Origin of the sequence: Leifsonella bigeumensis (assembly GCF_039537265.1) — a bacterium.
GTDB classification, from domain to species: Bacteria; Actinomycetota; Actinomycetes; order Actinomycetales; family Microbacteriaceae; genus Terrimesophilobacter; species Terrimesophilobacter bigeumensis.
In genome coordinates, this window is record NZ_BAABAE010000002.1 from 19001 (window position 1) to 33549 (window position 14549).

Consider the following 14549-nt stretch of genomic DNA (forward strand, 5'->3'; position numbering starts at 1 on the left):
ATCCATGAGCAGTATTGCCCCTCTGCGCCACCGCATCGTCGCACCCCGCAGCCTCCCGGTCCCGTCATCGATCGACGACCTCACCTGGCGACCGGCGACCGCGAGCGACGTTGACATCATCCTCGATTGCGCTCGAGCCATCGACGCCGTCGATCATCCGCACTTCGTGACGACGCGGGAGGAGATCGAGGAGGACCTCGGCCACTCCTACGTGTCCCTGGAGCGCGACTCGCTTCTTGCGGTGCACGGCGACGGTCAGGTTGTCGCCTACGGGATGGTCGTGCTCGGCCCCGGTCAGGAGACGCTGGTCCGCTCGATCTTCTTGGGCGGCGTCCGGCCCTCGGAGCGAGACAAGGGCATCGGACGGCAGCTTCTGGCCTGGCAGGAGGCCCGCGCGCTGCAGCAGTTCGCCGAATCGGACAAGGCGTTGCCGGGGTGGATGATCGTGTGGACCGACGAAAGGGCGACCGCCACCGTGCGTCTCGCCGAGCGCTCGGGATTCCAGATCGCTCGCTACTTCCTCGAACTGCGCCGGGACCTTTCCGAGCCGATCTCTCCGCGGCCGCTCGAGGGGTATCGGATCGTGCCGTTCGACGCGGCGAGATCCGAGGCAGCTCGGCTGGCGCGCAATGACGCATTCCGGGACCATTGGGGCAGCCAGCCGACGACGGAGGAGAACTGGAACGAGATGGTGGGTCGTTCGGTGTTCCGTTCCGACCTCTCTTTCCTCGCGATCGCCCCCGATGGCGACGTCGCCGGGTTCGTGCTCAGCGAGGTCAACGAGGAGGACTTCGTACCGCAGGGTTTCAGTTCCGCCTATATCGATCTCGTGGGAGTGCGACGCGCCCACCGCCGAGGGGGGATTGCACCGGCCCTGCTCACCCGCACGCTCGAAGCGATCGCCGCCGCCGATCTTGAGAAGGCCGTGCTCGATGTCGATGCCGAGAATCCGACCGGTGCGCTCGACCTCTACACCGGGGTGGGTTTCGTCGAGGCGAACCGCAGTCTCCAGCTCAACAAGGTGTTCTAGCCCGGTCGTCAGAGCGGATGCGGCGCGAGCCCGTACTCGTTGGCCGAGAGCACGGGAGGCAGCTCGGCAAGCCGCTGCAGCGCATCGCGCACGGTTCCCGCGTAGATCTTGCCTCCGGCGTCCCCCGGGTGGATGCGGTCCCGCGCGAGGAGCCTCAGGTTGCCGGCGATCGCATCCCGCCAGTTCGCGAGCTCGACGTTGCGGTATTGCTGGGCGAAGACGGCGAGCGTCGCGTTGACGCCCGGGGTCCAGCCGCGCGGCGCCTGCACGCTCACCAGGATGAGCTGGTGCCGCGGACCGATGATGTCGCGAACCTGTTCGAGCGCCGCGGCGTCGATCGGGCCGTTGGTGCCGAGCCCGAGGAGGAGTGTCGGCCGAAGGGCTCCGCTGTCCTTGAGCGCCTGCACGATGTGGGGCGCCGCCGAGAGTTGGCGCGAGACGGTGGCGTCGATCGCGATACCGGGGAAGGCGAGCTGGAGCTGGGGTGCCGAGGCGAGCATGACGGAGTCGCCGATGGCATAGATCTGGTCGCCGCCAGGCAAATCGGTCGGCGCCGGTGCGCTCGGCGCGTTGCCGCTGGTCGTCGTCGGTGCCGGTGGCGGCGCGATCGCGGCGGCGCCGGCCTCGATGATCGCCTGGGCATCCGTCTCCCCGGGGTCGGAGACGATCGCCGACACGGATGCCGTGCCCGCGACGGCGACGAGGCACACCGCGACGAGACCGGCCGCCAGCCGCGGGAACGACTCCCACCATCCGCCGAACCAGGACCGGAATGTCGCCCGGAATCCGCTCCTCCTGATCGGCTGCTCCACGAACCGGTAGGAGAGCGCAGCGGCGACGACAGTGATGGCGAAGGCGATGCCGCCGATCGCCCAGGCGCCGGGGTCCCAGACGCCGGTGCCTTCCGGGGCGAGGTTCGGCAGTGACGCCGCGACGATCACGAAGACCGGCCAGTGCCAGAGGTAGAGGCCGTACGAGCGCTCGCCGATCCAGCGCAGCGGCTGCGCATCGAGACCACGGCCGAGGAGTGAACCAGGCAAGACGGCCCCTGCGATCGCGATGGCGGTGAGCAGGGAGACGAGGGCCAGACCGCCGCGGTAGGCGAAAGGCTCGTCGGCGGGCATGATCACGGTCAGCACGAGCAGTGCGCCGATCGCGGCGAGGCCGACGGCCGGGATCGCGGCGCGGAGCCATCGCGACCAGCCCAGTGGTGTGGACAATGGCCCCGTCGACCATCGTTGGCTCGCGAGAGCGAGCACTGCACCGATCGCGAGGCCGAAACTGTGGGTGTCCGTCCCGTAGTAGACGCGCGTCGCATCGCCGCCCGGCAGATGAAGGAGTGCCATGGCGACCGCGGAGCCGATCGCGACCACAGCCACGATCCCGACCCGGATGCTGCGCTTCGGCACGAAGAGGAGGGCCAGGAGCGCGAGCGGCCAGATCAGATAGAACTGCTCCTCGACCGCGAGAGACCAGAGGTTGCGGAACAGTTCGGGGTTGGACTCGGTGAAGTAGCTGTGCTCGCCGGCGATCGACAGCCAGTTGCTGCTGAAGGTCGCAGCGCCGAGCACCTGGCGGCCGAGGCCGACGAGTACGTTGCCGCCGACGAGGAGCGCGGCCGAGCAGCAGGCGAGCAGCAGAATCCCGAGCGCGGGCAGGAGCCGCCGTGCCCTGCGCCGCCAGAAATCGAAGAGGCGGATCCGTCCGGTCTTCTCGCGTTCGCGCAGCAGGAGCGCCGTGATGAGGAAGCCGCTGATGACGAAGAACAGGTCGACCCCGAGGTAGCCGCCCGCCAGGGCGCCCGGCGTGAGGTGGAAGGCGACGACCGTGAGCACCGCGATCGCGCGCAGGCCGTCGAGGCCGGCGAACCTGGCGGGCCCAGCGAGCCCGGAAGACCCAGGGCGTGCGGAAGACTCAGGGCGCGCGGCCGACGCGCTCTTCCCGCTCGTCGACTTCCTGGGTTGCGAGGCCTTGGGCGGGTTGGGCGGGGGCAACCTCTTCGGCGGGGTCGGGGGCGTTGACTTCCTGGACATCCCGACAAGCGTCCCCCCAACCGATCGCTCCGGTCAACTCGCCGCCCCCATCTCTCGGAACCCTTGCGGAATAGACTCGGCCTGTGGCAGCGCCAGAAGACGAAAGGGTGGACGAGGTGGTGGACGGCACTGCGTCGATCGTGCCGGAGGCCACGCGCATCCGGCTCGACATCGCCTACGACGGCACCGATTTCCGCGGCTGGACACGGCAGCCGGGCCTGCGCACGGTGCAGGGCGAGCTCGAGACCGCGCTCGCGACCGTGTTCTCGAGGGACGGTGCGGCACCGGCCCTCACCGTCGCCGGTCGAACGGATGCCGGTGTGCACGCCCTCGGACAGGTGGCCCACCTCGACCTCACACCCGCCCAGTTCTCCGGCTTCTCCCGTGCCCGCAACGGCGGGTCCGTCGCGAGGCTCGCGCACAGACTCAACGGCATCGCCGGCCTCGACACGGATGTCGTGGTGACGTCATCCAGCCTCGCCCCAACCGGATTCGACGCTCGGTTCTCCGCAGTGTGGCGCCGGTACGAGTACCGGGTGGCGGATGCGCGCGCCCCGCGAAACCCGCTCGTCCGGCGCGGCACCCTGTGGTACCCCCGCGCGCTCGACGCGTCGCTCATGGAAGACGCCGCGGCCTCTCTGCTCGGGCTCCACGACTGGACCTCGTTCTGCAAGGCGAGGGACGGCTCGACGAGCATCCGCACGCTCCAGGAGTTCGGCTGGTCCCGGCAGGACGACGGCATCCTCGTCGCGCGCGTCAGGGCGGATGCCTTCTGCCACAGCATGGTGCGCGCCCTCGTCGGCGCGACGATCGCCGTCGGGGAGGGGAGGCTCACCCTGGAGCGGCTCGTCGGCATCCGGGACGCGCTGGAGCGCACGAGCGAGTTCAAGGTCGTGCCCTCGAAGGGGTTGACCCTTCTCGAGGTCGGGTATCCGGACGATGGGGAGCTCGCGGCGCGGGCCGAGCAGACCCGCGCGAGGCGGGGGCCCCTTGAGGCGGCGGACCGACCGCGACCCTTCGAGCGTGCACATCCAAACCAACAAAACTACGATGAGTAATAAACTGGGGCCTCCACGTTCAACTGTCGGATAGGCCAACCCTCCACGGCTGGCAACCCACGTTTACTTGAACCGAGGCCCCAGCCTCAAGAGCTGCTACTCATATCGTCTAGCGCTGAACAGTCGACGCACGACCTGTCCGCTGTGCAAGGCATCGAGGCTCTCGTTGAGGTCATCGAGGGGGCGGGTGTCGGTGTGCAGCAGCTCGATGGGCAGGCGGCCTGCACGCCAGTCCTCCAGGAATCGGGGAATATCCCGAGCCGGCACGGCATCGCCCATGTAGGAGCCCAGTAGGCGTTTGCCTTCCCCCGCGAACTGCAGCGCCCGCACGGTAAGGGTCTGCTCCGGATGCGGAAGCCCCACTGTGACGACGGCACCACCACGGTCGATCACGGCCAGTGCCGCCTCGATCACCCGCGCCGAGCCCACAGCCTCCACGGCGATATCCACACCGGTGAGTTTGAGTTCGCGCAGCAGCGCGTCAAGGCCATCGGGCGCGATGACGTGGGTTGCGCCCGCTTTCAGAGCCAACTCGCGCTTGGCCTCTATCGGGTCGATCGCGAAAATCGGTCCGGCTCCCACCAGGGCGGCGCCCATCACCGCTGCCAGGCCGACGGCACCCAGCCCGAACACCGCGACGGATTGTCCTGCCGTCACCTGGGCGGTGTTGGTGATGGCACCGACCCCGGTCAACACAGCGCAGCCGAACATCGCGGCGACCTCATCCGGGATGTCCGAGGAAATTGGCACGACTGACTCACGTGCAACCACGGCACGGTCCGCGAACGCGGACACGCCGAGGTGGTGGTTGATCCGCTCGCCATCAGAGCCGCGCAGCAGTGCCTCACCGTGCAGCAAGTCTCCAGTGCCATTCGCGGCCGCAGCCTGCGGGCAGAGTGCCGGCCGGCCGGAGAGGCAGGTGGCACAGCGGCCGCAGCTGGGCACATACACGAGCACCACGTGGTCGCCGATCACCAGGTCGTCCACGCCGTCGCCCACCTCGGTCACCCAGCCGACCGCCTCGTGGCCCAGGGCCATCGGCAGCGGTCGGATGCGCGATCCGTTGACTACCGAGAGATCTGAGTGACACAGGCTCGAGTAGGCGATGCGCACGGCGATCTCACCCCGGCGCGGCATGACATCCGCCACCTCTTCGAGCTGCAGCGGGCGGCTCTCGGCATACGGCTGCGGCAGGTTCGCTTCACGGAGTACGGAGATTTTCATGGCTGTCCTCGGTTCGAATCGATGATGATCAGGCCAACGGGCCGCCGGCGACGTAGAGCACCTGGCCGGAGACGAAGCCGGCGGCATCCGAGCAGAAGAATGCGGCAGTCTCCGCGACGTCCTGCGGTTGGCCTACGCGCCGCACCGGAATCTGCTCGGCACTCTGCGAGATGAACTGCTCGAAGGAGATGCCGAGGCGCTCAGCAGTTGCCGCCGTCATGTCGGTCTGGATGAAGCCGGGGGCGATCGCATTGGCGGTGATCCCGAATCGGCCCAGTTCGAGGGCGAGGGTCTTGGTGAAGCCCTGGATGCCGGCCTTCGCGGCAGAATAGTTGGCCTGACCCCGGTTGCCCAGCGCAGAACTGCTGGAGAGGTTCACGATGCGTCCCCACCCGGCCGCGACCATGTGCGACTGAATGGCGCGACTCATGAGGAAGGCTCCCTTGAGGTGCACGTTCATCACCACATCCCAGTCGTCGTCGCTCATCTTGAAGAGCGAGTTATCCCGGATCACCCCGGCATTGTTGACCAGGATGGTGGGCGCCCCGAGGGTCGCCGCGACGTCGTCGACCAGTTCGGCGACTCCTGCCGAATCCGTGACGTCCAATGTGAAGGCGCGGGCTTCACCGCCCGCGGAGACGAGCAGTTCGCTGGTCGTTGCCGCTCCGGCGCCATCCCGGTCGACGACGGCGATGGCAACCCCGTCGTCGCTGAGCCGGCGGGCGATGGCGGCGCCAATGCCCCTGGCGGCGCCGGTCACAATTGCTACGCGTTTGTGAGTGTTCATATTGCTCTCCTTGCTTGGTGGGTGTGCGACCGGATCAGGCGGTCAGGTAGCGCACGAGGAAGCGTGCGGCCATGCACGGCCGGTCATCACCCTCGACGGTCAGGGTGATGTCGAAGGCGGCCTGCACTCCTCCGGCGACCTCCGCAACGCTGTCAAGGTGGACGGTGCCGGCTGCCGGAGCTCCGACCGGGAGGGCACGCGGAAAGCGCACCCGATCGAGCCCGTAGTTGATGGCTTGCGCATATCCGGTGATCTCGACTGACTCGTCCAGAATGCGAGTGCACATGGCCAGGGCGAAGAATCCATGGACGATGGTGGCGCCGAACGGCCCGGACGCTGAACGCTCCGGATCCACATGGATCCACTGCTGGTCATGCACCAACCGCGCGAACTGGTCGACCTCATCCTGGTCGATGCGGAATACCTCGGTGGGGCCCCACTCCGTTCCGAGGTGGTCGGCCAACTCGTTCACGCTGACTTGTGGAATGGTCACTGGTCTTCCTCCTCCTGTCGGTTACGCAGCAGCACCGCCATGCCCTGCCCGCCGGCGACGCACATCGAGACGATCCCGTAGCGGTCGCCGCCCTGGCTCATCGTGTTGAGCAGGCTGGTGACCATGCGGGCGCCGGTCATGCCGAACGGGTGGCCCATCGCGAGCGAGCCGCCTCGGGAGTTCACCCGATCCGGGTCGACACCGAGCTCGCGGATGCAGGCGATCACCTGGGCGGCGAACGCCTCATTGATGTCGATGCGGTCGATGTCGTCGAGGCTCAGCCCGGCGCGCCCCACGACGCTGCGGATCGCGTCCACCGGGCCCATTCCCATGATTTCGGCGCTGAGGGCACTCACCCCAGTCGCCACGACTTCCGCCAGCGGCTGGAGTCCGAGGCTGCGGGCGCGTTCCTCTGACATCACCACCAGCGCGGCAGCGCCATCATTGAGCGGGCAGGCGTTGCCCGCCGTCACCGTGCCGGCAGGGCGGAACACCGGGTCGAGCGCGGCGAGGCCTTCGAGGGTCGTTGTAGGCCGCGGTGAGTCGTCGGCACTGACGAGGGTGCCGTCCGCGAGGCGCACCGGCGTGATCTCGTGGGCGAAGAAACCGGACTCGACGCCTTCCCGCACGAGGGTTTGCGAACGCAGGGCGTAGGCATCCTGGGCGGCGCGATCGATCCCGTACACCTGGGCGACATTCTCGGCCGTCTGTCCCATCGGGATGTAGATGTCGGGAACGTGCCCGCTGTCGCGCGGGTCATCCCAGTCCGGCGCATCAGCACCCGAGCGCTCGACCGTGCGCGCCTGGGCATCCGCGAATAGCGGGTTGCGGGAGTCGGGCATGTCGTCGGGGCTCCCCTGGCGCAGAAACGACAGGGACTCGACGCCGCCGACGAGGAAGACCTCGCCCTCGCCTGACTGGATGGCGTGGTGCGCCATCCGCAGGGCCTGGACGCTCGACGCGCAGTACCGCGTCACGGTGGTGCCCGGCATGTCGTCATGGCCGAGCATGACCGCGGCCACCCTGGCGATGTTGTAGCCCTGGCTTCCGCCAGGCAGCCCGCAGCCGACGATCAGGTCCTCCACCTCGGCCGGGTCCAGCGCCGGAACATCGTCGAGGGCGGCCTGCAACATCTGCACGAGCAGGTCATCGGGTCGCACCTCGCGCAGCGAGCCCTTGTAGGCGCGCCCGATCGGGGATCGGCGAGCGGCGACGATGACGGTAGCGGATGGTGTGCTCATACTGTCTCCTCGGTGGCCCGGGCAGCAACGGTGCTGCGTGAAATAACCATCTCATGCACCTCGTCCGGGCCGTCAAGCAGGCGGGCGCCGCGGGCGAAGCGTGCCATCGCCTCCAGCGGGAAGTCGGCGGAGATGCCGGCGGCACCGTGCACCTGGATGGCGTCGTCGATGGTCTGGCCGAGCACGTTCGCGACGTACACCTTGCACATGGCAATCTCGACGCGAGCGGCCCGCGTGCCCTTCTCGTCGATCAGCCGGGCGGTATCGGTGACCAGGAGGCGGGACAGGTGGATGCCGGTGGCGGCACGGGCGATGTAGTGCTGCACGGTGGCCTTGTCGGCCAGAAGCCCGCCGTGTGCCCGGCGGGTCGCAGCGCGCCGGCTCATCAGCGTGAGCGCCTCCTCGGCGAGGGAGATCCAGCGCATGCAATGCTGCAGGCGCGCCGCCGCGAGCCGGAGCTGCGCCAGTCGGAAGCCGTCACCGGCCTGACCCAGCAGTGCCTCGCCGGGCAGGCGAACGTCGGTGAAGTCGAGCTCACTGTGCAGGTCGACCACCTGATCGCTCCCGTCCGGGTTGCCGATATGCGGGAGGTCCCGCACGACGGTGAACCCCGGCGTGTCCCGCGGCACCAGGAATAGCGACGCCTGCGGCCGTCCCCGTTCATCGGCGCCGGTGACGAACAGGGCCACCACCATGTCCGCACGCGAACCGTTGGTGATCCAGATCTTGCGGCCATTGAGCACCCACTCGCCATCGACGAACTCTGCACGGGAGCCCAGCAGTGAGGGATCCGAGCCCGCATCCGGTTCCGTCATCGCGAACGCTGTGGTGATCTCCCCCTCGATCAGCGGCCGCAACCACCGCTCGCGCTGCGCCTCGGTGACGCATTCGGCCATCATCTGGGCGTTCACGCTGTCTGGCGGCCAGCAACCGAAGGCGAGCGGCGCGAGCGGGCTGGTTCCGAGCACTTCAAAGATTCTGGCAATCTCAGCCCAGCTGAAGCCAGCACCACCATCCTCGACTCTCAGGTGCGGGGCCCACAGGCCGCGCGCGCGAACTTCTGCTCCGAGGTCGTTGACCAACGTGGAGCGCAGTTCTGGGGTGAACGGCAGCGACTCCAGCGGCCGCACACGATCTCTCACGAAGTCTGCCGCCCAGATCAACTCGGCGTCACTGAGTGCTGCGGTCATGACTCTCCTTCGGTTGAGGGGACGGCGTCCGGTCGACGACGAGCAGCGAGTCGACGAGCACCAGGTCGCTGCCCTCCACCACCAGAACCGGATTGAGGTCTGCGTCCGTGACACGGCCCGGAAGCTCGACGAGAGAACCGAGTGCCGTGGCGAGGTCGCCGAACGTTTCTTGCTGGATGTCGACCCCGGCGATCCGCTGGGCGTGCCGGTGAAGGCGGGACACTCGCGCCGCGGTCAGCGGCAAGGGAATCGCATAGCGGTGCAGTTCCGACCGCTCGACATCGGCGCCGCCCGGGCCGGCGACCACGAAGTCGCCATAGTCTTCATCGCGGAGAAGCCCGAGGCTGAAGTCGCCGATCGCGGTGCGCTGGCGTTGCACCAGGATGCGGGCCTCGTCCCTGGGGATGCCAAGTTCGTCGATCCGGCGCACCAGGTCGGCAATCCCCGCCCGGAGTTCGTCACCTGAGCTGACCCCCAGGCGGATGAGCCCCAGCCTAGCTCGGTGGGGTGCCTGCGGGGAGTCTCCCTTGATGACCACCGGGTAGGCGGGCGCCGTGAAGTGCCCGGCCATCGCATCCTCGATCGACAGATCGACCGTTTCCGCGTAAGGAGCCGCGAGACTCTCCAAAATGGGCCTCGCCACGCTCTCGGTCATAACGCTCTGTGTGCTCGCGTCCCACAGGCGCAATGTCTCAGCGGTGATCGCAGATGTGGTCTCCTGAGCCTCCGGTGCGGTCTCCGGAGTGCAGTCGGCTGAGGCGAGAGCCTCCAGACCCTGCCGGAGAGCACCGATCGACGGCAGCACCACGCCTTCCAATCCGCTCTGCTCGAGGTCGCCTTCCCTGGCGCCGGCCCACACGAGCCAGGCGGGCACGGCGAGGGTGCGAAGGCGCTCGCCCAGGGTGCGGTACTCGTCCAGGTTGAGTTGACCGTTGGTGAGGAACAGCACGACGGCGTCCACCTCGCCGCTGCGTGCGATCGTCCCGGTGAGGGTGCCGATCTCCGACAGGTGGCGCAGGAACATCCCGCCGAGATCGACCGGATTCTGGGCGGATGTGACGAAATCGAAGTCGGTGGAGATGGCCTTCACCATACTCTCGGACAATTCGGGGACGGTGATGCCGGCATCCGAGAGCCGGTCGGCGATGATCGCTCCTGCGCCACCCGACATACTTAGCACAGCAACCCGCTCGGGCCGGTGCGAATAGGCCGTGCCTCGCGCGCGCATGGCGAGCGCTGCCGCGAACTGTCCCTCGTCGCCGGTCACGACGATTCCGGCGTCGTCGCACAGGGCGCCCAGAAGGAGACGATCCCCGACCACGGCCGCCGTATGCGACTGCGCTGCCCGCTTTCCCGCGCTTGATGTCCCGGAGGTCAGAAGCGTCACGGTGGCGCCGCGCTCCCTGGCGACGATCCCTAGGCGATGCAGTTCGCGCGGCTCGGTGATGCTCTCCAGGTACAGCCCGAGGGAGGTGATCTCGGGCTCGTCGAGGTGGGCCGCCGCCAACTGCACCGCGCTGATCACCGCTTCGTTTCCGACGCTGGTGTAATAGCGAGGCACGATGCCGTGTCGCTTGAGCTCCTCAGACAGCACGAACCCGACGGCGCCGGACTGGGAGACGACCGCCGTCGGCGAGTTGGACGCCCAGTTGCGGTGCGCGAAGGGCGACGCGGTCGCGACCATCCGCCCGGGCCCGCTCACCATGCCAATCGAGTTCGGACCGATGAGTGGCATGGCGCCCGCAGCCTCGATGAGTTGTCGCTGCAGTTCTGCGCCCTCTGCACCACCCTCGGCGAAGCCCGCAGAGAACACCACGCAACCCGCCACGCCCGCCTGTGCCGCCTCCGCGATCACCTCCGGCACCGCTGCCGCGGGAAGTGCGACAACCAACAGATCGACTGCCTCCCCATCCAGGCCCTGGATGACGGCCATGCCCTCCGGAGTGCTTCTCGGCCGCAGGGCGAGCACGTCCCCGGCGAACTGCCCCGAGCGCAATGCATGGACCAGCAGGTTCGACCAGGCCTCTGGTCGGGGGGAATACCCCGCCACAGCGATGCGCTGAGGCTGGAGCATCCGACGGATGCGAGCCGAATCGAGTCCTAGCTGTGGCATGACCTGTTCTCTCCCTGTGTACCTCATGCGACGCTGACTCCTTCCACGGCCGCCGAACTCGCTCGGTCCGGCACCAACTCCCATGCGTCTGACCGGATGGTGTACCGGCCACCACGGCCGGTGAGCCTCGCCCCGTGCTGCAGCACCAACCGGCTGCGGTCATCGTGCGCCAACAGCGGAATCACCGATCTGGCTGCCAGCCAGTCGATCGCCGACGCCCACTGCGTGTGGTCGGCCAGAAGCCCGGAGGGGTGCGCAATGTCGCCCACGCTCAGGCCCAGGATGTTCTCGTACCGGTGGGCGAGATCTCCCACGCAGGCCACGACACCGTTCTCGGTGTCGACGAGTACGACCTGACTGCCCGGTGTGTGCCCTCCGACCCGAACGCAGCGGAGGCCCTCGGCGACGTCGAGATCCCCATCGATCGACCGGATCCTGGCGTCCGGTCGGAACAGGCCACCCTCCCGGTCGAAGAAGCGGGACTGAGCGCCGTTTTCGTCGACCCCGAACTCGAGATCGGCGAGTTGCACGATGATCTCGGCGCCAGGCAACTCCTCCGCGCCGTAGGAGTGGTCCCAGTGAGCGTGGGTGACGATCACGGTGTCGACCTGGGCAGGATCACAGCCGGCAGCACGCAGGCCTCCTCCCACGCCACGCCACTCGCCGTCGACGACGACGGCGCGGTCACGGCTCCGTGCGACGTCCGGTGAGCTGGGCCCGAGGTCGACGAGGCAGCGACGGTCGGTCTGCGGGTCGTGCAGGAGGTAGCCGAGCGAGACCAACGAGAATGCGGATGCGTCGGGCGGCTTCCACCCGAGCACGGCGCCCGGGATGGGACTCAGCAGCCCGTACCGGATGGGCGTCACTGCCCAGACCATGATCCCTCCCGACTATCGCTGAGAGACCAGCGACGGATTGGTCACCCGGCGACCGCTGGGGTAGTTGCGCAGCCGAGGAACGAAATCTTCGATACTCCGGCTCATCTCCTGGCCCTTGGTGACGACCCGGCGCCTGCGCTTCGCGCCCCGCCGCGCCTCCGCGTTCAGTTCTCGCGTGTACCGAAGAGGCTCGATCTCCAGCGCGTACCGAGGACCGCCCGGGTAGTGATTCTCGTAGTAGGCGTCGGTCGCAGCGACGTCGGCGAGCATCTCCGATCGTGACGGGAGAGCACACTCCCCGGTCTCGACCTTGGCAATCCACCGACTCTGACCTTCGAACATGCGCAGGTTAGAGCTGCCCGCTGTATTGAAGTATCCGACGAAGTACAACCCAGGCCAGCCCGGCGGCACGATGCGTTTGAACAACTCAATGCCTCCGCGCTCGACTTTCGCGATCGCCTCATCGAGGTAGGGGAAGCGGATGTCGTAGCCGGTCGCGCAGATCACCGTGTCGAATTCTTCGCTCGACCCGTCCGCGAAACGGATGGTCGCACCTGAGGCACTCTCCACCCCGGGCTTGGCGAACGCGCGACGGTAGGCGAGCAGGTTGATGAGGGTCGCATGCGAGGTGGGATGCGTGCGGCCTTTCGGCGTGCGCAGCCCGAAGTTCTCCATGGGCCCATGCGACAGGTGGGTGATGACCTTGCGCGCCAGGCGGGGCAAGCCTGACGGCAGCCAGGGCTTCTCGAATTGACCGGTGATCTGCGTGACTGGTCGGCCCATGAAGATTTTCGGCACGATCAGTTCCGGCGACCTAGCTGCCATAACGGTCCGCGAGGCGTAGGCAGAGACGTCGGCCGTGATGTCGCATCCGCTGTTTCCGGAGCCGATGACGAGCACTCGCTTGCCTGCGAACGGGGTCGGGACGCGGTAATAGTGCGAGTGCATGATCTCACCGCGAAAATCGTTGGCGAACGGAGGCATCACATGTTCGGTGAGGTGGCCGGCCGCCACGATCACGGAATCGAACTCGTGCCGCTCCGCACCGTCGTTCACCTCGATGACCCATCGCAACGCGCCGCCTTCGTCTACCGACGGAGTGACCCGCGTCACCTTCGAGTTGAAACGGATCCGTTCGGCCACGCCGAAGTTCCTGGCGTAGGAACCGAGGTAGTCCGCCATGTCTTCATGACTGGGGAACTCCTGAACATCGGCCGCGAACGGGAAGTCGTGGAATTGGGTGTTGCGCTTCTCTGAGTTGATGTGGAGCGATGCGTAGGCACTGCTCCGGTCATTGTCGTTGTCGTAGACCCAGAGACCGCCGATCATCGAGCCGGTCTCGAACAGCGTGACGTCGAGACCGGAGGCGAGAAGATACTTTGCCGAGCAGATACCCGCGGCGCCTGCCCCGATGATCCCGACCTTCCGAGTTTTCACTGCATACCCTTTCCTTAGACCTCGTCGTTGGGGTCGACTACTATTACGAATAGTACTATACAGTATCGTACTATGTGAGACCACTCTTTGTCCCCCACTTCACGAGAACAGGAGCCCGATCATGGATCGCGCCGAGATGACAGCGCTGCAGCCCGAGGATTTCCCTCATCACGCGCCGATGACCTCCCGCTGGACGGACAACGATATGTACGGCCACCTGAACAACTCGGTCTACTTCCAGTACTTCGACTCGGCCATCAACCGCTTCCTCACGACCGAAGCCGGAACCGACCCGATGGGCGGAGAGATTCGGAATGTCGTTGCGGAGTCCGGATGCACGTTCCTGAAGGAGGCGCACTACCCCACCGACTTCATGGTGGGGCTGCGGGTAGAACACGTCGGCCGCACCAGCACGATCTACCGGCTGGCCCTGTTCAGTTCCGGCGCCACACCCACGCTCCACGCCGTCGGCCGGTGGGTGCACGTCTTCATCGACACGACTGACGGGACCCCGACGCCCATTCCGGAAGCGACCCGACGCGCCCTCCTGCGCATCTCGACCGATGAGGCACCGCAGTGAGCGACCCACACGTCCGGGCAGCCGACGTCGATCAGATCGCAGCCAGGCTCGCCGCCCTGGAAGCGGAACGTGCAATCACGCAGTTGATGTACCGCTATAGCCACGCCATCGACGAGAACGATCTCGCCGCCTACATCGACTGTTTCACACCCGACGGCATCTGGACATCCGAGCGTCCCAACGGAATGACGACACGCTTCCAGGGGCCGGCCGAATTCGCGGAGTTCATCCGACGGCACACGGTCACCGACCAGTGGCGTATGAAACACATCACCGTGCACCCGTCCATCACTCTGCTCAGCGACAGCGAAGCCGCGGCCCACAGCTACTTCCTTCGGATCGACACGCGACCCGACGACGGGCCGTCCTACATCTGGGCGATGGGCCACTATCTCGACCGGTGCGTACGAGGAGTCGACGACACCTGGCGCTTCGTCGAGCGCAAGGTTGTCGTCGAAGACCGCTCCAGCACGCCCCAGTGACAC

Annotated in this window: 13 protein-coding genes; 4 read left to right on the plus strand and 9 right to left on the minus strand. The window is 67.2% G+C overall.

All coding sequences use genetic code 11. The features are described 5' to 3' along the window. Window positions 1-4 precede the first annotated feature (4 nt). On the plus strand, window positions 5-1030 hold the full coding sequence (locus ABD678_RS03040; protein ID WP_344753579.1) for a GNAT family N-acetyltransferase: 1026 nt from the start codon (window positions 5-7) through the stop codon (window positions 1028-1030). Between the two features lie 8 nt (window positions 1031-1038). On the opposite strand, the gene ABD678_RS03045 is transcribed toward ABD678_RS03040, so the two are convergent. Then, window positions 1039-3063: an acyltransferase family protein gene (locus tag ABD678_RS03045; RefSeq protein ID WP_344753581.1), complete on the minus strand. Its 2025-nt coding sequence runs from the start codon at window positions 3061-3063 to the stop codon at window positions 1039-1041. 137 nt (window positions 3064-3200) lie between these two features. Between ABD678_RS03045 and truA the strand changes: the two genes are divergently transcribed. After that, entirely contained in the window at window positions 3201-4121 is a 921-nt protein-coding gene (truA, locus tag ABD678_RS03050; protein WP_344754350.1) for a tRNA pseudouridine(38-40) synthase TruA, read from the plus strand. 96 nt (window positions 4122-4217) lie between these two features. Here the strand turns inward: truA and ABD678_RS03055 are convergent, their stop codons facing one another. Genes ABD678_RS03055 through ABD678_RS03090 form a run of 8 tightly spaced genes read right to left on the minus strand, consistent with a single transcriptional unit; the run spans window position 4218 to window position 13484 of the window. Beyond that, window positions 4218-5345: a zinc-binding dehydrogenase gene (locus ABD678_RS03055; RefSeq protein ID WP_344753583.1), complete on the minus strand. Its 1128-nt coding sequence runs from the start codon at window positions 5343-5345 to the stop codon at window positions 4218-4220. A gap of 28 nt (window positions 5346-5373) precedes the next feature. Then, the gene (gene fabG / locus ABD678_RS03060; protein ID WP_344753585.1) at window positions 5374-6132 is read right to left on the minus strand and encodes a 3-oxoacyl-ACP reductase FabG; all 759 of its coding nucleotides are present in this window, start codon (window positions 6130-6132) and stop codon (window positions 5374-5376) included. A gap of 34 nt (window positions 6133-6166) precedes the next feature. Beyond that, window positions 6167-6625 (minus strand): MaoC family dehydratase, encoded by a 459-nt coding sequence (locus ABD678_RS03065; RefSeq protein ID WP_344753587.1) that lies wholly within the window; start codon window positions 6623-6625, stop codon window positions 6167-6169. After that, window positions 6622-7866: an acetyl-CoA C-acetyltransferase gene (locus ABD678_RS03070; protein WP_344753589.1), complete on the minus strand. Its 1245-nt coding sequence runs from the start codon at window positions 7864-7866 to the stop codon at window positions 6622-6624. Before ABD678_RS03070 ends, ABD678_RS03065 begins: the two co-directional genes overlap by 4 nt. Beyond that, window positions 7863-9056, minus strand: a complete 1194-nt coding sequence (locus tag ABD678_RS03075; RefSeq protein WP_344753591.1) for an acyl-CoA dehydrogenase family protein — start codon at window positions 9054-9056, stop codon at window positions 7863-7865. Before ABD678_RS03075 ends, ABD678_RS03070 begins: the two co-directional genes overlap by 4 nt. Beyond that, window positions 9037-11169 carry an acetate--CoA ligase family protein gene (locus ABD678_RS03080; protein WP_344753593.1) on the minus strand — a complete coding sequence of 711 codons (2133 nt, stop codon included), beginning with the start codon at window positions 11167-11169 and terminating at the stop codon, window positions 9037-9039. Before ABD678_RS03080 ends, ABD678_RS03075 begins: the two co-directional genes overlap by 20 nt. A gap of 23 nt (window positions 11170-11192) precedes the next feature. Beyond that, the gene (locus tag ABD678_RS03085) at window positions 11193-12047 is read right to left on the minus strand and encodes an MBL fold metallo-hydrolase (RefSeq protein ID WP_344753595.1); all 855 of its coding nucleotides are present in this window, start codon (window positions 12045-12047) and stop codon (window positions 11193-11195) included. A 12-nt stretch (window positions 12048-12059) separates the two neighbouring features. Further along, a complete protein-coding gene (locus ABD678_RS03090) occupies window positions 12060-13484 on the minus strand; it encodes a flavin-containing monooxygenase (protein WP_344753597.1) in 1425 nt (474 codons plus the stop codon). Window positions 13485-13605: 121 nt separating this feature from the next. Here ABD678_RS03090 and ABD678_RS03095 point away from each other — a divergent pair, with 121 nt between their 5' ends. Together ABD678_RS03095 and ABD678_RS03100 are read left to right on the plus strand one after the other, a co-directional pair. Further along, window positions 13606-14064 (plus strand): acyl-CoA thioesterase, encoded by a 459-nt coding sequence (locus tag ABD678_RS03095; protein WP_344753599.1) that lies wholly within the window; start codon window positions 13606-13608, stop codon window positions 14062-14064. Further along, window positions 14061-14546, plus strand: a complete 486-nt coding sequence (locus ABD678_RS03100) for a nuclear transport factor 2 family protein (protein WP_344753601.1) — start codon at window positions 14061-14063, stop codon at window positions 14544-14546. The genes ABD678_RS03095 and ABD678_RS03100 overlap by 4 nt, the downstream gene beginning before the upstream one ends. The last annotated feature ends 3 nt before the right edge of the window (window positions 14547-14549 follow it).